The 18,312-nt window shown below is 63.2% G+C and carries 16 protein-coding genes; 3 read left to right on the top strand and 13 right to left on the bottom strand.

The features are described from left to right. Nucleotides 1–322 precede the first annotated feature (322 nt). Nucleotides 323–2,605 carry an NADP-dependent malic enzyme gene (locus L5014_RS33775; RefSeq protein ID WP_238468245.1) on the top strand — a complete coding sequence of 761 codons (2,283 nt, stop codon included), beginning with the start codon at nucleotides 323–325 and terminating at the stop codon, nucleotides 2,603–2,605. Between the two features lie 131 nt (nucleotides 2,606–2,736). On the opposite strand, the gene L5014_RS33780 is transcribed toward L5014_RS33775, so the two are convergent. Next, entirely contained in the window at nucleotides 2,737–6,348 is a 3,612-nt protein-coding gene (locus L5014_RS33780; RefSeq protein WP_238468246.1) for an indolepyruvate ferredoxin oxidoreductase family protein, read from the bottom strand. A gap of 409 nt (nucleotides 6,349–6,757) precedes the next feature. Between L5014_RS33780 and L5014_RS33785 the strand changes: the two genes are divergently transcribed. Then, nucleotides 6,758–6,952 carry a hypothetical protein gene (locus L5014_RS33785; protein ID WP_238468247.1) on the top strand — a complete coding sequence of 65 codons (195 nt, stop codon included), beginning with the start codon at nucleotides 6,758–6,760 and terminating at the stop codon, nucleotides 6,950–6,952. Between the two features lie 146 nt (nucleotides 6,953–7,098). On the opposite strand, the gene hppD is transcribed toward L5014_RS33785, so the two are convergent. Further along, nucleotides 7,099–8,196: a 4-hydroxyphenylpyruvate dioxygenase gene (hppD, locus tag L5014_RS33790; RefSeq protein WP_238468248.1), complete on the bottom strand. Its 1,098-nt coding sequence runs from the start codon at nucleotides 8,194–8,196 to the stop codon at nucleotides 7,099–7,101. Nucleotides 8,197–8,350: 154 nt separating this feature from the next. On the opposite strand from hppD, the gene L5014_RS33795 reads away from it, so the two are divergent. Continuing rightward, on the top strand, nucleotides 8,351–8,845 hold the full coding sequence (locus L5014_RS33795; protein WP_238468249.1) for an Lrp/AsnC family transcriptional regulator: 495 nt from the start codon (nucleotides 8,351–8,353) through the stop codon (nucleotides 8,843–8,845). Between the two features lie 145 nt (nucleotides 8,846–8,990). Here L5014_RS33795 and L5014_RS33800 read toward each other — a convergent pair whose 3' ends face one another. The 11 genes from L5014_RS33800 to L5014_RS33850 all read right to left on the bottom strand — a co-directional run bounded on the left by L5014_RS33800 (nucleotide 8,991) and on the right by L5014_RS33850 (nucleotide 18,249). Beyond that, complete coding sequence (locus L5014_RS33800; RefSeq protein ID WP_238468250.1) at nucleotides 8,991–9,656, bottom strand: GNAT family N-acetyltransferase; 666 nt, start codon at nucleotides 9,654–9,656, stop codon at nucleotides 8,991–8,993. A gap of 250 nt (nucleotides 9,657–9,906) precedes the next feature. Then, nucleotides 9,907–10,509 (bottom strand): TetR/AcrR family transcriptional regulator, encoded by a 603-nt coding sequence (locus L5014_RS33805; protein WP_238468251.1) that lies wholly within the window; start codon nucleotides 10,507–10,509, stop codon nucleotides 9,907–9,909. A 6-nt stretch (nucleotides 10,510–10,515) separates the two neighbouring features. Further along, nucleotides 10,516–11,418, bottom strand: a complete 903-nt coding sequence (locus tag L5014_RS33810; protein ID WP_238468252.1) for a DUF1835 domain-containing protein — start codon at nucleotides 11,416–11,418, stop codon at nucleotides 10,516–10,518. Nucleotides 11,419–11,649: 231 nt separating this feature from the next. Further along, nucleotides 11,650–12,738 (bottom strand): 1,2-phenylacetyl-CoA epoxidase subunit PaaE, encoded by a 1,089-nt coding sequence (gene paaE, locus L5014_RS33815; protein WP_238468253.1) that lies wholly within the window; start codon nucleotides 12,736–12,738, stop codon nucleotides 11,650–11,652. 1 nt (nucleotide 12,739) lies between these two features. Beyond that, a complete protein-coding gene (paaD, locus tag L5014_RS33820) occupies nucleotides 12,740–13,270 on the bottom strand; it encodes a 1,2-phenylacetyl-CoA epoxidase subunit PaaD (protein ID WP_238468255.1) in 531 nt (176 codons plus the stop codon). Nucleotides 13,271–13,324: 54 nt separating this feature from the next. Then, a complete protein-coding gene (gene paaC / locus L5014_RS33825; RefSeq protein WP_238468257.1) occupies nucleotides 13,325–14,131 on the bottom strand; it encodes a 1,2-phenylacetyl-CoA epoxidase subunit PaaC in 807 nt (268 codons plus the stop codon). A 10-nt stretch (nucleotides 14,132–14,141) separates the two neighbouring features. Continuing rightward, nucleotides 14,142–14,426, bottom strand: a complete 285-nt coding sequence (gene paaB, locus L5014_RS33830; RefSeq protein WP_134747545.1) for a 1,2-phenylacetyl-CoA epoxidase subunit PaaB — start codon at nucleotides 14,424–14,426, stop codon at nucleotides 14,142–14,144. Between the two features lie 73 nt (nucleotides 14,427–14,499). After that, on the bottom strand, nucleotides 14,500–15,498 hold the full coding sequence (gene paaA, locus L5014_RS33835) for a 1,2-phenylacetyl-CoA epoxidase subunit PaaA (RefSeq protein ID WP_238468259.1): 999 nt from the start codon (nucleotides 15,496–15,498) through the stop codon (nucleotides 14,500–14,502). 450 nt (nucleotides 15,499–15,948) lie between these two features. Further along, nucleotides 15,949–16,407: a ubiquitination-like system serine protease family protein gene (locus L5014_RS33840; protein ID WP_238468261.1), complete on the bottom strand. Its 459-nt coding sequence runs from the start codon at nucleotides 16,405–16,407 to the stop codon at nucleotides 15,949–15,951. After that, nucleotides 16,404–17,576, bottom strand: a complete 1,173-nt coding sequence (locus L5014_RS33845) for a ThiF family adenylyltransferase (protein WP_238468262.1) — start codon at nucleotides 17,574–17,576, stop codon at nucleotides 16,404–16,406. The genes L5014_RS33840 and L5014_RS33845 overlap by 4 nt, the downstream gene beginning before the upstream one ends. Further along, nucleotides 17,551–18,249, bottom strand: a complete 699-nt coding sequence (locus L5014_RS33850) for a multiubiquitin domain-containing protein (protein WP_238468263.1) — start codon at nucleotides 18,247–18,249, stop codon at nucleotides 17,551–17,553. The genes L5014_RS33845 and L5014_RS33850 overlap by 26 nt, the downstream gene beginning before the upstream one ends. Nucleotides 18,250–18,312: the final 63 nt, after the last annotated feature.

Genomic DNA, 18,312 nt, shown 5'->3' on the forward strand with positions numbered 1-18,312 from the left:
GACGCATGCAGGGCGGCGTGGAAGTCGCGTGTGAGTCTGATGGGGGCCGCATGAGGCGTCGCGCAACGCACGCTACGTGGTGATTCCAGCGCGCTACAAATTCCCGGTATCAGTCTTTGACCCGACTCGCCGCGCTCATGGCGGGGTGTACACTAATCCCCCGCCATTTCGTCCGCGCCGTTTCGCCTATGGTTTGGGCCTGCCGCCGCCGCCGCGTTTGCTGCATGTGCGCAGGACCTGCCACCGTCGAAAGCTTCGCGCGAACCGGCGGGCCAACGAACATAAAACTTCACTCGTCTCTCACGTCCCGGCAGGCCCGAAAATGGATGAACAACTGAAGCAAAGCGCGCTCGCGTATCACCAGAATCCGAAGCCCGGCAAGATTTCGGTCACGCCCACCAAACCGCTCTCCAACCAGCTCGACCTCTCGCTCGCGTACTCGCCGGGCGTCGCTGCCGCTTGCGAGGCGATCCACGCCGAACCGCTCGATGCGCAGAAATACACCTCGCGCGCCAACCTCGTCGGCGTCGTGACCAACGGCACGGCCGTGCTCGGTCTCGGCAACATCGGCCCGCTCGCGGCCAAGCCCGTGATGGAAGGCAAGGGCTGCCTCTTCAAGAAGTTCGCCGGCATCGACGTGTTCGACATCGAACTCGACGAGACCGATCCGGACAAGCTCGTCGAAGCCATCGCCATGCTCGAGCCCACGCTCGGCGGCATCAACCTCGAAGACATCAAGGCGCCCGAGTGCTTCTACATCGAGCAGAAGCTGCGCGAGCGCATGAAGATTCCCGTCTTCCACGACGACCAGCACGGCACGGCCATCATCGCTTCGGCGGCCATCCTCAACGGCCTGAAGGTCGTGGGCAAGGAACTCGGCAGCGTGAAGCTCGTGTGCTCGGGTGCGGGCGCGGCGGCCATCGCGTGTCTGGACCTGCTCGTGAAGCTGGGTCTGAAGAAAGAGAACATCCTTGTTGCCGACTCGAAGGGCGTGATCTACGAAGGCCGCGGCAATCTCGATCCGTCGAAGGCGCGCTACGCCGCCAACACCGAGGCGCGCACGCTCGGCGACGCCACCAAGGGCGCCGACGTGTTCCTCGGCTGCTCGGGCGCGGGCGTGCTCAAGCCCGAGATGGTCAAGGAGATGGGCGACAAGCCGCTGATCCTCGCGCTCGCGAACCCGGAGCCGGAAATCCGCCCGGAAGAGGCGAAGAAGGTGCGTCCGGACGCGATCATCGCCACGGGCCGTTCGGACTATCCGAACCAGGTCAACAACGTGCTGTGCTTCCCGTTCATCTTCCGCGGCGCGCTCGACGTGGGCGCCACGACCATCACGGAAGAGATGAAGCTCGCGTGCGTGCGCGCGATCGCGGAACTCGCCGAAGAAACCGATCAGGGCGACGAAGTGGCGAAGGCCTATGAAGGCCACACGCTCGAATTCGGCCCGGAATACCTGATTCCGAAGCCCTTCGACCCGCGCCTCATCATCAAGATCGCGCCGGCCGTCGCGCAAGCCGCGATGGATTCGGGCGTGGCCACGCGCCCGATTACCGACATGGACGCGTACCGCGAGCAACTCGGCGCGACCGTCTACCGCTCAGGCATGGTGATGCGCCCGGTGTTCGCGGCGGCCAAGGCTAACTGCGCGCGCATCGTGTTCGCCGAAGGTGAAGACGAGCGCGTGCTGCGCGCGGCGCAGTTCGTGCTGACCGAGAAGATCGCCAGGCCGATCATCGTGGGCCGTCCGTCCGTGGTCGAAATGCGCCTGAAGAAGATGGGCTCGAAGCTGCGTGTGGGCACCGACTTCGAGATCGTCGATCCGGAAGACGATCCGCGCTTCCAGCAGAGCTGGCAGGCGTACCACGAACTCGGCGCGCGCCAGGGCGTCACGCCCGAGGTCGCGAAGGCCGCGATGCGCAAGTTCAACACGCTGATCGGCGCGATCCTCGTGCACCTGGGCGACGCGGACGGCATGATCTGCGGTCTCGTGAACAGCTTCGACTATCACCTCAAGCATATCGAGCAGGTGCTGGGCAAGGCCGCCGGCGCCGACAGCTACGCGGCCATGAACCTGCTGATGCTGCCGGGCCGCAACCTGTTCATCAGCGACACCTACGTGAACGAAGTGCCGAGCGCCGAGCAGCTCGCCGACATGACGATCCTCGCCGCGCGCGAGATCGAGAAGTTCGGCATCACGCCGAAGGTGGCGCTGCTGTCGAGCTCGAACTTCGGCAACGTGCGTTCGTCGACCTCGCAGCGCATGCAGGCCGCGCGCCAGTTGATCGTCGAGCGAGCACCGCAGCTCGAAGTGGACGGCGAAATGCACGGCGACGCGGCGCTCTCCGAGCTGATCCGCAAGCAGTCGTTCCCGGGCACGACGCTCGCGGGCGAAGCGAACCTGCTGATCATGCCGAACGTGGAAGCGGCGAACATCGCGTACAACCTGCTGAAGGTGGTGGGCGGCGAAGGCGTGACGGTGGGCCCGTTCCTGCTGGGCGCTTCGAAGCCGGTGCACATCCTCACGCCGGCGGCAACCGTGCGACGCATCATCAACATGACGGCGGTGGCTTCGGCTAATGCCACGGTGAACAAGGCCGTGCGTTAAGCGGGGTTTGCGAGTGCATTGAGGCTGGCGGCGCGCCGTCGGCCTCAACCAACAAGAAGGGCGCTCCGCTTCTGGCGGAGCGCCCTTCGTTTTTTACGGCTTCGTTGCGAAGGCCGGGACTAAGTTCGGAGTCAAGCCGCGTGGCGCGCCGCCCCGTTCTCCGGCGCGCGCCACTTCGCGATCAGCGTCGTCCACTTCGCGCGCGTGGCCTTGAGGTTGTTCTCCTTCACGTGGCCGTAGCCGCGAATCGCATCGGGCAGATTCGCGAGTTCGAGCGCGAGCGGGAGGTTCGCCTCGCTCAATCCACCGATGACCTCGCGCACGAGCGCTTCATACTCGCCGATCAACGCACGCTCGTGGCGACGCTCCTCGGTGCGGCCGAACGGATCGAGCGCCGTGCCGCGCAGGAACTTGAGTTTCGCCAGCATGCGCATGGCCGTGAGCATGCGCGGACCGTACTGCTTCTTCACCAGATGACCCTTGTCGTCGTGCTTCGCGAACGACGGCGGCGCGAGATGGAAGTGGAGTTTCCAGTCACCCTCGAAGCTCGCTTTCAGCTTTTCGACAAACGCCGGATCGGCGTAAAGACGCGCGACCTCGTACTCGTCCTTGTACGCCATCAGCTTGTGCAGGTTCTTCGCCACCGCTTCGGTGAGCGGCTGTCCGTTCAAACCGCCATCGGGTCGGTCGAGCTTCGCTTCGGCGCGCCGCACCTCGTCGACGAACGTGCGATAGCGCTGCGCCCAAGCCTCGTTCTGATAGGCGGCGAGATACTGGGCGCGTTTTTCGATGAGCGTGTCGAGTGCCTTGGGCGTATGCAGCGAAACGATCCTGGCGTCCCCGGCATCGGCACCCGCGTCCGGAGCAGGCTGCTTCACGGTCACCAGCCGGTCCACGACCTCGCGGTCGTGCGCGACGCGCCGGCCCCATTCGAAGGCCGCGAGGTTCTTCTCGACTTGCACTGCGTTCAACTCAATCGCGCGCGTGAGCGACTCGTGCATGAGCGGCAGCCAGCCGCGCTGCCAGGCGTAGCCGAGCACGAACGGATTCGTGTAGATCGCGTCGCCGAGCAGCGCGAGTGCATAGCGGTTCGCATCGACGGTCGCGACCTGGTCGGCGCCTGCCGCGGAGCGCACGTCAGCCTCGGTGTTGGAGCCCGGGAACTGCCACTGAGGGTTCTTGATGAACTCGGCCGTGGGCGTGGGCGCACTGTTGAGCACGACGTGCGTCCGGCCTTCGTGCATGCGCGAGATGCAGTCGTCGCTGGCGGTCACGATGGCGTCGCAGCCGATCACGAGCCCCGCCTCGCCCATGGCGATGCGAGTCGCGTGGATGTCCGTCGGGCGATTGGCGATCTGCACGTGGCTCATCACCGCGCCGCCCTTTTGCGCGAGGCCGGTCACGTCGAGCACGGTTACACCCTTCGCTTCGAGGTGCGCGGCCATGCCGAGCAGTGCGCCGATCGTCACGACCCCGGTGCCGCCCACGCCTGTCACGAGCACGCCATAGGGCTGGCCGATCGCCGGCACGTCGGGCATTGGCACGGGCGGCATCGCGTCGCTCACGACCGTGTTCGACTTCGGCTTGCGCAACTGGCCGCCTTCGACCGTGACGAAGCTCGGGCAGAAGCCCTTCACGCACGAGAAGTCTTTGTTGCAGGTGGACTGGTTGATCTTGCGCTTCGTGCCGTATTCGGTTTCGAGCGGCTCGACCGAGAGGCAATTCGACTGCACCGAGCAGTCGCCACAGCCTTCGCAGACCGCCTCGTTGATGACGACGCGCTTCGCCGGATCGGGATACGTGCCGCGCTTGCGGCGGCGGCGCTTCTCGGTCGCGCAGGTCTGGTCGTAGATCAGGATGGTCGTGCCGGCAATCTCGCGCAGTTCGCGCTGGATTGCGTCGAGCTGGTCGCGATGATGGATCGTCACGCCTGGCGCGAGCGTGGTGACGCCTTGATACTTTTGCGGCTCGTCGGTCACGATCACGATCTTCGTCGCGCCTTCGGAGGCGAGCTGATGCGTGATCTGCGGCACGGTGAGCACGCCGTCCACGGGCTGGCCGCCCGTCATGGCGACCGCGTCGTTGTAGAGGATCTTGTAGGTGATGTTCGCCTTCGAGGCGATCGCCGCCCGGATCGCGAGCAGGCCCGAATGGAAGTAAGTGCCGTCGCCGAGGTTCGCGAACACATGCTTGTCGTTCGTGAACGGCGACTGGCCGACCCACGCGACGCCTTCGCCGCCCATCTGGCTGGAGGTGCTCGTATTGCGGTCCATCCACACGGTCATGTAGTGGCAGCCGATGCCGGCCATCGCGCGCGAGCCCTCGGGCACGTTGGTCGACGTATTGTGCGGGCAGCCCGAGCAGAACCAGGGCTTGCGCTCGGCCTGCACGCGCGGCTTCGCAAGCGCCTTTTCCTTCGCCTCGATCACGGCGATGCGCGAAGCAATGCGTGCGCGCACGTCCGAGGGCATCTCGAACTTGTCCAGACGCGTGGCGATGGCCTTGGCGATGATCGCGGGCGACAGTTCGTAGTGAGCGGGCAGGAGCCAGTTGCCCATCGGCACGGACCATTCGCCGCCGGCGCCGTCCTTTTCGTCGAACTTGCCGTACACCCGCGGACGCTGCGCGTCGGGCCAGTTGTAGAGCTCTTCCTTGATCGCGTATTCGAGAATCTGGCGCTTTTCCTCGACCACGAGAATCTCTTCGAGCCCGCGCGCGAACGCATGCGCGCCTTGGGCTTCGAGCGGCCACACGCAGCCCACCTTGTAGAGCCGCAGCCCGATGCGCGAGCAGGTTTCGTCGTCGAGACCGAGGTCGGTGAGCGCCTGGCGCACGTCCAGATACGCCTTGCCGCCCGTGATGATGCCAAAGCGCGCATGCGGCGAATCGATCTCGATGCGATCGAGCTTGTTGGCGCGCACGTAGGCGAGGCCCGCGTACCACTTGTAGTCGAGCAGGCGTGCTTCCTGCACGAGCGGCGGATCGGGCCAGCGGATGTTCAGGCCACCCTCGGGCATCGCGAAGTCTTCGGGCAGGATGATGTTCGTGCGATGTGGATCGATTTCCACCGATGCCGACGATTCGACCACGTCGGTCACGCACTTCATCGCGACCCAGAGACCCGAGTAGCGGCTCATGGCCCAGCCGTGCAGGCCGAAGTCGAGATATTCCTGCACATTCGAGGGGAACAGGACCGGCAGGCCGCAGGCCTTGAAGATGTGCTCGGACTGGTGCGCGAGCGTGGACGACTTGGCGGCATGGTCATCGCCGGCGAGGACGAGCACGCCGCCGTGAGGCGACGAGCCGGCGGAATTGCCGTGCTTGAACACGTCGCCGCAGCGGTCGACGCCGGGACCCTTGCCGTACCACATGGAAAACACGCCGTCGTATTTCGCCGAGGGGTACAGGTTCACCTGCTGCGAACCCCACACGGCGGTCGCGGCGAGGTCTTCATTGACGCCGGGCTGAAATACGACCTGATGCGCGGCGAGATGCTGCTTCGCCTTCCAGAGGGACTGATCGAGGCCGCCCAGTGGCGAGCCGCGATAGCCCGAAATGAACCCCGCGGTATTGAGACCAGCGGCCTTGTCGCGTTCCTGTTGCAGCATCGGCAGGCGGACCAGCGCCTGGATGCCGCTCATGTACGCGCGGCCGCGTTCGAGGGTGTATTTGTCGTCGAGCGTGACGGAAGCGAGTGCGGCTTCGAGCGAAGCGCGCTGACCTGCGTCTAGCGGGGCATTCATTATGTGTCTTCCTCCATCCAACCAATCCGTTGTTGGGATCGCCAGAACGCTTCACGACCTTCGGCGTCTCGTGAACGCGTTGGCCAAGGCTCGCCATGGTGGCTTGTGTTGAACGATGGTAGCACTCGGATAAACCCGCCGCCTTCACGGGAAACCCTGCATGAATCGTGCGAGCCACGCACTGTCAGGCTTGATTCAGCGGCCGTGTAAGAGCCCTGAAGGTCCTGTGTAACAAAGGATGTGTCGGAGTTCGGTGCGAGGTAACAGCGTGTAAAAGTTGCACCGCAGAGTGTCACCCTTGAATATCCTCTCTACCTTCCTCATCTGTACGAACCGCGACGCGCCCGAAGAAATTCAGGGTGCGAACGTGGCATTGTGCAGTGACAGGCAGTCTGAAAAAGGAGTACGCATGAACCATCGACATATCCAGACCTTCCTGACGGTTTCGGCCGCGTTCTTCGCCATGAGCGCGCCGCTGCATTCGAACGCCAGCACGAAAAGCGGCGCGAACGAATCGACGTCGTGCGCGCAGTACACGCTGTGTGCCAAGGCTGACTCGAACGCCATGCTCGCTGTGAAAGCCGAGCGGAGCGTCAAACGCTAATCCCGATGCAGCGCTGATCCGCGCAGCATTCCATTCATCCGAATCCATTGCCGGGGTGTGCGGCGGCGGATTCCAAAACTAAAAAGGGCGAAGATCGTGTGATCTTCGCCCTTTTTGCATCCTGATAACGCGAAATTTTGCGTCGCTTAGGCCTTGTCTTTCACCACGCCGCGGCGGATCTGGTCGAGTTCAATTGATTCGAACAGCGCCTTGAAGTTGCCCTCGCCGAAGCCCTGATTACCCTTGCGCTGAATGATCTCGAAGAAGATCGGGCCAATCTGGTTTTCCGTGAAGATCTGCAACAGCAGGTCTTCGGGCATCCCGTCGATCAGGATCTTGCGCTTCTTCAGCTCGTCCAGTGGTTCGCCGTGATTCGGAATGCGGCGGTCCACGAGTTCGTAATACGTGTCGATCGTATCGAGCAGCGCGATTTTTGAGGCGCGCAGGCCATCCACCGTGCGGTAGATGTCATTGCTGCCGAGCGCGATGTGCTGGATGCCTTCGCCGTGGTACGCGTCGAGATATTCCTGGATCTGGCCAGCCGTCTCGCCGCCTTCCTCGTTGATCGGAATGCGGATCTTGCCGCAGGGCGAAGTCATCGCCTTCGACTTCACGCCCGTCACCTTGCCTTCGATGTCGAAGTAGCGGATTTCGCGGAAGTTGAAGAGGCGTTCGTAGAACTCCGCCCATTCGTTCATGCGGCCACGATGCACGTTATGCGTGAGGTGGTCGATGTAGGTGAGGCCGTGGCCGACCGGGTTCTGCTCGGCGCCCGGAATCGGCTCGAAGTCGACGTCATAGATGCTGATGTCGCCGATGCTGCCCGGCGCCGCGCCGTTCTTGCCGCGCCAGCGGTCGACGAAATAAATGAGCGAGTCGCCAATGCCCTTGATGGCCGGAATATTCAGCTCCATCGGGCCGGTCTTGTTGTCAAAGCCCCATGCGCCCAGTTCGAGGGCGTGCTTGTAAGCCTTGGCGGCGTCCTGCACGCGGAACGCGATTGCGCAGATCGACGGGCCGTGCAGGCGCGCGAAACGCTGCGCGAACGAATCCGGCTCGCCGTTGACGATGAAGTTGATGTCGCCCTGACGGTAGAGCGTCACGTCTTTATGACGATGACGTGCCACGGCGGTGAAGCCCATGCTCTCGAACAGCTTGCCGAGCGCCTTGGGGTCCGGCGCGGTGTATTCGATGAACTCGAAGCCGTCGGTGCCGACGGGGTTCTCCCAGGTGGATACGTGCATGGTTGTCTCCAGTGTCGATCGCGCAATGTCGCGGAATGCTGATGTCGTGCGGCAAAGTGTAGCTGTCCAGATTGGGCGAAAGCTTGCGAGTTGGGTCGCATGATCGGCAATTTGCGCTATAAACTGCTTTAATCAAGACAATGGGTGGCAGAAAATGGCGGACATCGAACTGGACGCGATCGACCGGCGGATTCTGGCGATTCTTCAGGAGAATGGCCGGCTCTCGAATCAGGAAATTGCCGAGCGTGTGAATCTCTCGCCAAGCCCGTGCCTGCGGCGCATCCGGCGGCTCGAGGAGATCGGTGTGATACGCAGCTATGTCGCGCTGCTCGACGCGCAGAAGCTAGGGCTCGACCTGCTGGCCTATGTGAACGTGCGGCTGGAAAAACGTGGGCCCACGGCGGCGGGGCGCGAAGGGGTCACTCATGCGGAGCTTTTTCGCGCGGCAGTGCAGACTTGGCCGGAAGTGGTGGCGTGTCACGCGATGACGGGTGACATGGATTTCCTGCTGCGCGTACAGGTGGAGGATATGGCGCACTTCTCGCGCTTCGTGCAGGACCAGTTGCTGCATCACCCGTCGGTGATCGATGTGAAGTCGAGCTTTTCGCTCCAGACCTTCAAGGAGACAACGGCGCTGCCTATTATTTGAACCCTATTTGGCCCAGGTTGGCCCCGATTTGCGCCTTGAATTTGAGCGCTAGCTTTGATCCTTCAGGCGCCGGTTACGCCGCCCAGATGCAAAAAAGCGGCCGAAGCCGCTTTTTCTCGATCTACTTCAGCCAATGGGGCAGGAGTCATGCCGCAACTGCTTGCGGGAGGATCGTCTCGATCAGCCTGGACGCCTGGCGTGCCTGGCGTTTGAGTGCATAGTCGAACACGGCCGCCTGCTCCTGGAGCATTTCCGCGATGATGCTGCTCTGGTCGGCGGGGTCGAGCGAGAGATACGCATCGGCCTCGCCATAGGCGTACTCGATCTTCATGCCCGACTTCTTCGCGATATGCATCATCGTGGAATTGCGCGACAGACAGTGCATATAGAGCGTGGTGACGTGCGTGTTGCGGCTGCGGATAGCGGCGCGCTCGAACAGTTTCGTGCCGATGCCCTGGCCGCGCGCGCTTTCAAGCACGGAGACGCCGAACTCGGCGGTGCGGCCGTTACCGTCGGCCGGCAGATAGGCCAGATGGCCGACGCCCACGAGCTGAAGCTGATGGTCGAACACGCCGAAGACGGTGTCGCGCGTGAAGTCCATCGAGCGGACGTAGTTCTCGATTACGTGATCCGGTGCCGCCTGGCCGAAGCGCAGGAGGCGGTCCTCGGTGTCGAGCGCGAGGAAGTGCGTGAGCAGGCGTTCGCGGTCGGCAGAGGTGAGGACACGCACCATGGCAGGCGAATGACCGGACGATAGCGAGCGGCCGGACGGCAGAATCGGCTCGTTAGCAGGGGTCGAAAGCTTGTTCATGATGGGTTCTCCTTAGAATGCGAGGTACGGCGCACGCATGATGCACCGCAAAACGAATTCTAGCGGAAACCCTGGGTGCGATCTAGGGAAAACCCGTATTTCGAATCTGAGGATCGCGTCTAATTGCCAGGATTGATCGCGTAAATAATTGATTTTAAACGATTATGTTTTTTGGGTAGCTTGACGTATCAACTGTTGCGTCGATGTGACTTATTGCGTTGCATCAATTTGATCTGAAAAATCGCGCCTGTCAGACGGCCTTCAGACCGTGGTCGATCACCTCGATGACCTGCTCGGCGAAGTCCCGGTACCCCATGCGGCCGCCCGGCTTGAGCCAGGTGAAGGTCCAGTTGATCATGCCGAACACCATCATGGTCAGCGACGTCTGGTTTTCCGTCGTCACTCGACCGGGATAGGCACGCGCAAGCTGGCGCGTGAATGCGGCGACCACGTCGCGCTGGCGGTTCAGGACGATCTCGCGCTGCGCGTCGACGAGGTACTTCACGTCGTTGAGCAGGGCCACATGACGGCTGTGCGAGGTCTCGTATTCGGCGAGGAACGCGCGGATCAATTCGGCGAACGTCTCGCGCTCGTCGAGGCCCCGTCTCTGGCTGGCGCCTTCCACCTCGGCAATGATCAGCATCAACCGCTTCGTGTAGCGGTCGAGCAGATCGAAGAGGATGGCTTCCTTGCTCTCGTAATAGTGGTAGAGGCGCGCCTTCGAAGTCCCGCTCGCCGCAGCGAGATCGGACATCGACGTGCTTGGGTAGCTCGTTTGTGCGAACTTGGCGGCCGCGAGCTCGAGGATCTGGTCGCGTTGCGTTTCGTGGTCGGGCGCTCGGGTGCGTGCCATGGAGTATCAGCGGGGAAGGGAAAGATGGGCTGCGGTGCGTGGGAGCGCGGGACGTGCGCCGTGCGAACGGTGAGTGGTGGCGCACGCGCTGGCTTCGGCGGCGCTCGCCTGCGCGACGCACATGTCGTCGCGCAGGCGCAATTCACCGGCGGCGGCCAGCTCGCGCAGGCGCCAGAGCACGAACGGCTCGCCGACCGTGAGACCCGCGCCGCCACGCACGAGCGCCGCGCCGAGTGTGTCGCATGCGAGCCAAGACGTGCCCGCCGTGCCTGACGTGCTGGCAGGCTGGGACGCGCCAAGGATCTCCAGGATCAGCGCATCCAGATCGGCCCACGTGCCGCTCGTGAACGTATTGTCGCGCCAGCGGCGCATCTCGCCGTTGGCGAACTTCGCTTCCTGCCATTCGAGCGCGAGCCGCGTAATGCGCAGCACCGAAATCGGTGCGGCGTCCGGCAGGTGCGCCAGCAGACGTGCGGCGGCCGCATCGGGCGGCCCGGCCAGGTCGTCCGCCGCGAGGCGCACCTCGTTCAGGCGCTGGGGCGCGTTACGCAGCCGGTAGCAGACGCGCCGTAGCGCGAGCTGGTCGGCGGCGTTGTGTGTGTGCCAGATCACAACGTGGGCGTCGCTGGCCTCCAGGGCGGCCAGCGCCATGCAGTCGTCCTGCACGAGCGTCTCGGGCATGCCGTCCAGGCGTTGCCAGAAAGCCGTGCGCTGTGTGGCCCCCGGGTTGCCTGTCTCGTCGATGTCGCGCAGCGGCCCGACCGTCAGGTCGTCGGCCAGTGCGATCACGCGCTCGGCCGGTCCCCCTGCGGGTGCGTTTTCGCTGCGGCGCGAAGCTTCACGGGCCTGGAGGGCCTGACGCAGCGCGGCCGCTGCCGGCTCGCCGTGGATGAGGTGGATCGTGGTCATCGACAACTCGTTGCGTTCGCTTTGTTTGAACGCCGAAGACGCCTGAAAGCGCGCCAAAGACAAAAGGGGCCGCCCGCGAGTGTGCAGCGCTGCGCTGCAACACCGGCGGGCGGCCCCTAGTGTAAGCGGATCGCCTGCGGGCCGAAAGCGTGTCGTTGATTTAAGGCTTATTCCTGAAATCGGACGACCTCGCACGATGCCGCGGGGCGCGAACAGGCCCCGCCGCTTTCGTCATCGCTCGTCGAAGCTCACTACCACGCGCTCGCTGACCGGATGGCACTGGCAGGTGAGCACGAACCCGTCTCGCACTTCCTGCTCTTCGAGCGTGTAGTTCTTGTCCATTTTCACCTCGCCTTCGAGCACCTTCGCGCGGCAGGTGCAGCACACGCCGCCCTTGCACGCGTAGGGCAGCGCCAGCCCCGCTTTCAGGCCGACGTCGAGCAGGCTCACACCCTCGTAGGGCAGGCGCAGCTTGCGCTTCTTGCCGTCGATGACGATTTCCAGATCGGCGGCCGGCGTGCTTTCGGTGATCTCGACCTGCGGCACGCCCGCCTGCGGCAGCGGCGAGCCGAAGCGCTCGACGTGCACCTTCTGCTGCGGTACGCCACCTTCCTTGAGCGCAGCTTCGGCGGCATCCATCATCGGGCCGGGGCCGCAGATGAACGCTTCGTCGATTTCGTCGACCGGCAACAGCGTTGCGAGAAACTCCGCACACTTGGCCTGATCGAGCACGCCGTTGAAAAGCTCGACGTCCTGGATGTCGTCGGAGAGCACGTGGTAGAGCCGGAAGCGGTTCATGAAGCGGTTCTTCAGGTCTTCCAGGTCTTCGGCGAACATGATCTGATCGACGCTGCGGTTGCCGTAGACCAGCGTGAATTCGCTGCGCGGCTCCGTTTCGAGCGTCGTCTTGATGATCGCCAGCACCGGCGTGATGCCCGAGCCGCCCGAGAACGCCACGTAGTGCTTGCCGTGGTCGGCGTTCAGGTGGGTGAAGAAGCGCCCGTCGGGCGTCATCACGTCGATTTCGTGGCCCGGGGCGAGCTGATCGAACGCGAAGTTCGAGAAACGCCCGCCGCGCACGCGCTTGATGCCAATACGCAGTTCGCCGTCGCGGTCGTAGTCGGTCACGCCGACGCAGATCGAGTACGAACGGCGCGTCTCCTCGCCTTCGATATGGGTCTTGAGCGTGACGAACTGCCCCTGGGTGAAGCGATACGCGTCGCGCAGCTCGGGCGGGACTTCGAAAGCGACGGAGACCGCGTCCGCGGTTTCGGGCCGCACTTCGCGGATGCGCAGCGAATGGAATTGCGGAGTGGCCATATCAGTAGGGTTTGAAGTAGTCGAAGGGTTCGCGGCAGTCGATGCAGCGGTAGAGCGCCTTGCACGCGGTCGAACCGAATTGCGCGAGACGTTCGGTATGGTGCGAGCCGCAGTGCGGGCAGGCGGGCACAGGCAGCGGTTTCGGCATGAACGTGATCGGCTGCTCGCCGGCTTGAACCGTGCCGCTGCCGCAATTGCCCGTGGGCGGCGCGATGCCATAGGCGCGCAGCTTCTCGCGCGCTTCGTCGGTGATCCAGTCGGTGGTCCACGCGGGCGTCAAGGTCGTCGCGATGCGGTACGGCGCCAGTTCGGCGACGTCGAGCGCGTGTGCGACGTCTTCCGCGATCTGCGACATCGCCGGGCAGCCCGAGTAAGTGGGTGTGATAACCACTTCGATCTGGCCATCGGCGGCGCGGCGCACGTCGCGCAGGATGCCGAGTTCGCGAATCGACACGACCGGAATCTCCGGATCGGGCACCGATTCCAGCACTTCCCACGCGCGTTCGAGTGCGCGGTCTGCCGTTGCTTGCATCGTGACTTCCTCTTTTCCTGCAGGTGGCTGCGGGTATGAAACTGCGCGCGCTGCTTACCAGCGCGCGCCCGGATGCTGGCGCGCGAGGCTCTGCATCTCGGCGAGCACGAAGCCCATGTGTTCCGAGTGCTCGCCGAGCTTGCCGGTCGTCACGTGCTTGACCGGCGCGGGCGCGGTGAGCGTGGCTTCTTCGAACGCGGCTTCCACGTCCGCGCGCCACGCGGCTTCGAGCTGCGCAGCAAGCGGCGCGACGCCGGCTTCGGCGACAGCCGCTTCCACGGCGTCGGTGCTGAAGAATTCGCGCGTGTACGGCATCAGCCAGTCGAGCGCGGCCTGGGCGCGGTTGTGCGATTCGTCCGTGCCGTCACCGAAGCGGATCAGCCACTCGCGCGCGTGATGCACGTGGTAGCGCGTTTCCTTGATCGAACGCTCGGCGATCGCGGCCAGTTGCGGATCGGCGGAGCGCAGCAGCGCGGTCCACAGATGTGCCATCAGCGAGGCGTAGAGGAAGTTGCGCACGATCGTCACGGCGTAATCATTGGACGAATGCGTCGTGCCGACGAGCGGGCCGAAGTGCGGCAGCTCCGCGAGCGTGTAGTTCGCGAACTCGCGCTCGGCGCGGAAGTAAGCGTAATCGTCCTCGGTGCGCTCGCGGCCGGTGAGGGCCTTTTCGAGCGTGGCGGCGTGCGTGTAGAGCAGGCGCGCCTGACCGATCAGGTCGAGGCTCATATTGGCGAGGGCGATGTCCTCTTCGAGGATCGGACCGTGGCCGCACCATTCCGTGTTGCGCTGACCGAGGATCAGCGCCGTATCGGCGAGGCGCAGCACGTAGGCGAGATGTTCGGGCGTGGGCGTCGTCATGTTGGCGCTCTTACATGTGGTTGACTTCGTCGGGCAGCGTGTAGAACGTCGGGTGGCGATAGATCTTGTCGCCGGCCGGCTCGAAGAGCTCGGCCTTCTCGCCCGGATCCGACGCCGTGATCGCCGACGACGGCACCACCCAGATGCTCACGCCTTCCTGACGGCGCGTGTAGACGTCGCGCGCCATGCGCAGCGCCATCGACGCGTCTGAGGCGTGCAGGCTGCCGCAGTGCTTGTGGTCGAGGCCCTGTTTGCTGCGCACGAACACTTCCCAGATCGGCCATTCCTTGTTCATCGTGGATCTCCTTCCTGTGTCGGCCGGAGCGCGTGCTTCGCACTAGCTCCGGCTCCATGTGGGTTTCAGTGAGTTACGCGGCGTGCTTCTCAGCGCGCTGACGCTGTTTTTCGGCATGGGCGAGGGCGGCTTCGCGCACCCACGCACCTTCGTTGTGCGCCTTCACGCGCGTGCCGAGACGCTCGCGATTGCACGGGCCGTCGCCGTTCACGACGCGCCAGAATTCTTCCCAGTCGATCACGCCGTAGTCGTAGTGACCGCGTGCCTCGTTCCATTTCAGATCGGCATCGGGGAGCGTGACGCCGAGCACCTTGGCCTGCTCGACCGTGGCATCGACGAACTTCTGACGCAGGTCGTCGTTCGAAATGCGCTTGATCCCCCATTTGGCCGACTGGTTGCTGTGAACCGAATCGGCGTCGCTCGGGCCGAACATCATCAGCACCGGCCACCACCAGCGGTTCACGGCTTGCTGAACGAGTTCGCGCTGCGCTTCAGTGCCGCTCATCATGGCGAGCAGGGCATCGAAGCCCTGGCGCTGGTGGAACGACTCTTCCTTGCAGATGCGGATCATCGCACGAGCGTACGGCCCGTAGGTGCAGCGGCACAGCGGGATCTGGTTCATGATCGCGGCGCCGTCGACGAGCCAGCCGATCACGCCGACGTCGGCCCACGTGGGCGTCGGGTAATTGAAGATGCTCGAATACTTGGCCTTGCCGGCGTGGAGCGCGTCGACCAGCTGGTCGCGCGAAACGCCGAGCGTTTCCGCCGCGCTATAGAGATAGAGGCCGTGACCCGCTTCGTCTTGCACCTTGGCGAGCAGGATCGCCTTGCGCTTGAGGCTCGGCGCGCGCGAGATCCAGTTGCCTTCCGGCAGCATGCCGACGATTTCCGAGTGCGCGTGCTGCGAGATCTGGCGCACGAGCGTCTTGCGATAGGCTTCGGGCATCCAGTCCTGCGGCTCGATCTTGCCGTCGGCGGCCATGATGGCGTCGAACTGCGCCTGTTCAGGCGAGGCCGCGTCCGCATCGAGCGGGGCGACATTGCCAGGAATGTCGAGGGATTGCGTGTACATGGAGACGCTCTCGTCGGTGTTGGGTATGGCGCAGTATAAACCAACCGACCGGTCGGTAAATCAATTTTTTGAGGTTGGTCAAAAAGGGCTGTCGTTTGCCACTTAAGTTGAGCACATTGACATCTATGTCGAGCGGCGATGCCTAGATGCAATGCAAATCCGGTACGATTTCTTCGCGCTGACGCCAACTCTTACTGCCGAGGCGTTTCCCGCGGATAGTCCTGAATCTTCGCGATCTAGAATCCCCGAGACCCTGAAGTCGCGATGCCAGCCTTTGCTATCGAATGTGGGGGGCGATGCAAAAAAACATCGCCAAGAGGCAGGCCGACTTGGTTTGCCAATTGGCGCATCGGGGCTGCTAGGAGAGGTCAGGGTAATGTGGGCACTCTCGCATTGAGAGCACCCACAGAGAGCGTCGCTTCGAATCGCGCTTCGAACCCGGAGCCGGTCTCAACCGAAAATCCACCGCAGGAGCCGCGCCAGCCAACCCTCGGCCCTTGCTGGAACTTGCGGTCTGTCATTCGAGTCGCGTTTCGCGTCTGCGCTCGAGTCGCCCTTAGCCTGATGGCTGTAATAACTGGCCTTCGCCGCCTTGTCTCGCCGGATCTCGGATTCGATCTTTTTCGGGGTCCACGGCGCAGCCTCGATCACCAGATTCCCCCTAATGACGTAATGAGATTTGCACGGAAGATTCCAGTTCCCGACAGAGGGCCAAAGCGAGACGGTATTGCCGTGCATTGAAAGCTTCCAGTCCGTCGGGGTCAGTGGCGTGACGACTTCCTGACCGCACCCGCAGCAGCAGCTATGCACGGCCGTTCCGTATTCCGTCGAGATGTAGAGCACGCCGGATTCGAGGTCCCGTGGGACCTCGGTCACAAAGCGGGGCTCGATACGATGGTGACGAATCATGCAGCAGCCCCGTTCGCCAGATGGTTACCATCCGTGGTATAGGCACTGTGGTGCTCGCCTTCCAGGTCTCGATAGAAGCCGCGATATCGCTTCCAGCGAATCACAGCGAGAGTAGCGTTCAACGCGTTCAGATCCGCGACCTGAATGTTTGACGCGTAGACATTGTCGCCGCTGCGCTCCTCGAACGAGATCTTCTGGCGAGCGATCCCACGCTCTTCGGCCGTGCTGAGCGTAACGCGCAAGATGCCTCCCAAGCTGCCGTCCGTGAGTTCAAGGCCCATTCCGACGTCGATGAACGGCACGCCGCGTGTCTCGAAAAATTCGACAGCAACACGTTTCGATTGGCCAGGGTCCATGCACAAGAACGCGAACGTGACGCCTTCAAGCAGGTGTGCGGAGGTCGCGTCGAGCTCGACCGGGTGGGCATGAATACCGCGTCGCATCTTGCTGTAGATGTCGCGGAAGTAGTGGACCTTCTTCGGGACCGTTCGAAGTTCGTCAATCGTCGGGGCACCCGGAGCGCGAAAAGCATTGTGCTGCAAGAACTCATCGGCATCGATGAGACGGATCTCAAGAACGGGCGTCTTTGCCACAAGGTCCAGCACGTAGGATCCGGTGCCGCCGACGCCGATGATCGCAATGCGTTCGCCCGACAAGAGTTCAGTGAGCCGCTCAATACCGACGCGTCCCGATGCGTTCTCGATGTAGTTGAAAACGCTGTCGTCGTCAGGCATCACCTGCCACACTTTTCGCGCGCTCGCGGTGCCATCAACCACGGATGCCGGCCCCGCGATGAGGCTCGCGTAGGTCGCCATCTTTTGATAGAAGTCGGTGTAGCCGTTGCTGTCGGGCTTGGTCGACAGGTAATGGCGCATCACCGCGTGCAGGTCCGCGGGAACCTGGTTGCCCGCGGCGATGTGTCGAAGCGGGTTGCGCTGCGCATCACACGGAAACTCGCCCTCGAAATGCACCGTGTGCGGTTCCGGCTTTTGCGTCACGTCACCCGCCAAACTGAGCGGAGAGATGATTGAGCCACGCTTCACCTCTCCCTTCGCGTTCACGTAGGGAACGTCGGACATCACCAGCGCCCCGTCTTGGACGCGGATCTGGTATCCCTCGTCGCAGAGACGCTTGAGGTCCGGATTACGATTGAATAGTGCGGCCGACATTGAAGATACTCCCGTCCTTGACAGTGACAAAACCGCCCGCACCGAGCTCGCCTTCATGCGGAAACGAGGCGACTTTGCGGTAGGTGACCGTGTATGCGATGTTGGGCTGCGGTGCCGGGCCCGGATACGCAAGCGCGACCAGTTGGTCGAACGTCACGCGGGCGTCGCAGACTTCGTACTTGCGGCCGTTGATGATGATTTCGTAAAGGTGCTCGTGCTTGGGCGCGGTCTTGAAATGCTCAACGCCGGCGTGACCGAGTTCGATACGATCCTCAAGTTCGAGCTGGCGAGCCTCGCCGTGCTGATTGATCTGGAATACCGCGTATCCGACTGCCGGCTTGGCCAGTGCGTACAAGTCTGAGCCCGTGATCGTCGGTACACCCCAGAGGCCTTCGCGCTCGTTGAGCTTGAATTTGAAGTCGCGATCCGATTCAAAAACAATGAAGCGCTCGGCCCCCGGGCGACGGAGGTCCAGCGTTTCGTCCAAGCGCACCATCTGGAAGTCGCCGGTATCGAGGATGTTGTAGAGACTGAAACGGTCATCGGCCGGATAGCCAGCGGTGGCCAGAATCTCGCGGCCAAGAGCAGTGTGGGTGGGCGACTCGACCTTGGCAAAGGTCGTGCCCTGGAAGGCGACCTCAATCGGGTACGCGGTTTCGGAGGGGTTCAGCATATGGAATGTCCTTTTAAATCTGCTTAAATTAGTCTGTTTAACATGGCGCAAACCGCCACAAGG

The sequence above is a fragment of the Paraburkholderia tagetis genome (assembly GCF_022213065.1).
Taxonomy (GTDB): Bacteria; Pseudomonadota; Gammaproteobacteria; order Burkholderiales; family Burkholderiaceae; genus Paraburkholderia; species Paraburkholderia tagetis.

What these genes read in the sequence shown, in the direction of transcription:
- paaE (WP_238468253.1), bottom strand. Translation starts at nt 12,738, where the DNA reads ATGGCCACTCCGCAATTCCATTCGCTGCGCATCCGCGAAGTGCGGCCC.
- L5014_RS33785 (WP_238468247.1), top strand. Translation starts at nt 6,758, where the DNA reads ATGAACCATCGACATATCCAGACCTTCCTGACGGTTTCGGCCGCGTTC.
- L5014_RS33840 (WP_238468261.1), bottom strand. Translation starts at nt 16,407, where the DNA reads ATGATTCGTCACCATCGTATCGAGCCCCGCTTTGTGACCGAGGTCCCA.
- hppD (WP_238468248.1), bottom strand. Translation starts at nt 8,196, where the DNA reads ATGCACGTATCCACCTGGGAGAACCCCGTCGGCACCGACGGCTTCGAG.
- L5014_RS33805 (WP_238468251.1), bottom strand. Translation starts at nt 10,509, where the DNA reads ATGGCACGCACCCGAGCGCCCGACCACGAAACGCAACGCGACCAGATC.
- paaA (WP_238468259.1), bottom strand. Translation starts at nt 15,498, where the DNA reads ATGTACACGCAATCCCTCGACATTCCTGGCAATGTCGCCCCGCTCGAT.
- L5014_RS33850 (WP_238468263.1), bottom strand. Translation starts at nt 18,249, where the DNA reads ATGCTGAACCCCTCCGAAACCGCGTACCCGATTGAGGTCGCCTTCCAG.
- L5014_RS33795 (WP_238468249.1), top strand. Translation starts at nt 8,351, where the DNA reads ATGGCGGACATCGAACTGGACGCGATCGACCGGCGGATTCTGGCGATT.
- paaB (WP_134747545.1), bottom strand. Translation starts at nt 14,426, where the DNA reads ATGAACAAGGAATGGCCGATCTGGGAAGTGTTCGTGCGCAGCAAACAG.
- L5014_RS33800 (WP_238468250.1), bottom strand. Translation starts at nt 9,656, where the DNA reads ATGAACAAGCTTTCGACCCCTGCTAACGAGCCGATTCTGCCGTCCGGC.
- L5014_RS33810 (WP_238468252.1), bottom strand. Translation starts at nt 11,418, where the DNA reads ATGACCACGATCCACCTCATCCACGGCGAGCCGGCAGCGGCCGCGCTG.
- L5014_RS33845 (WP_238468262.1), bottom strand. Translation starts at nt 17,576, where the DNA reads ATGTCGGCCGCACTATTCAATCGTAATCCGGACCTCAAGCGTCTCTGC.
- paaD (WP_238468255.1), bottom strand. Translation starts at nt 13,270, where the DNA reads ATGCAAGCAACGGCAGACCGCGCACTCGAACGCGCGTGGGAAGTGCTG.
- paaC (WP_238468257.1), bottom strand. Translation starts at nt 14,131, where the DNA reads ATGACGACGCCCACGCCCGAACATCTCGCCTACGTGCTGCGCCTCGCC.
- L5014_RS33780 (WP_238468246.1), bottom strand. Translation starts at nt 6,348, where the DNA reads ATGAATGCCCCGCTAGACGCAGGTCAGCGCGCTTCGCTCGAAGCCGCA.
- L5014_RS33775 (WP_238468245.1), top strand. Translation starts at nt 323, where the DNA reads ATGGATGAACAACTGAAGCAAAGCGCGCTCGCGTATCACCAGAATCCG.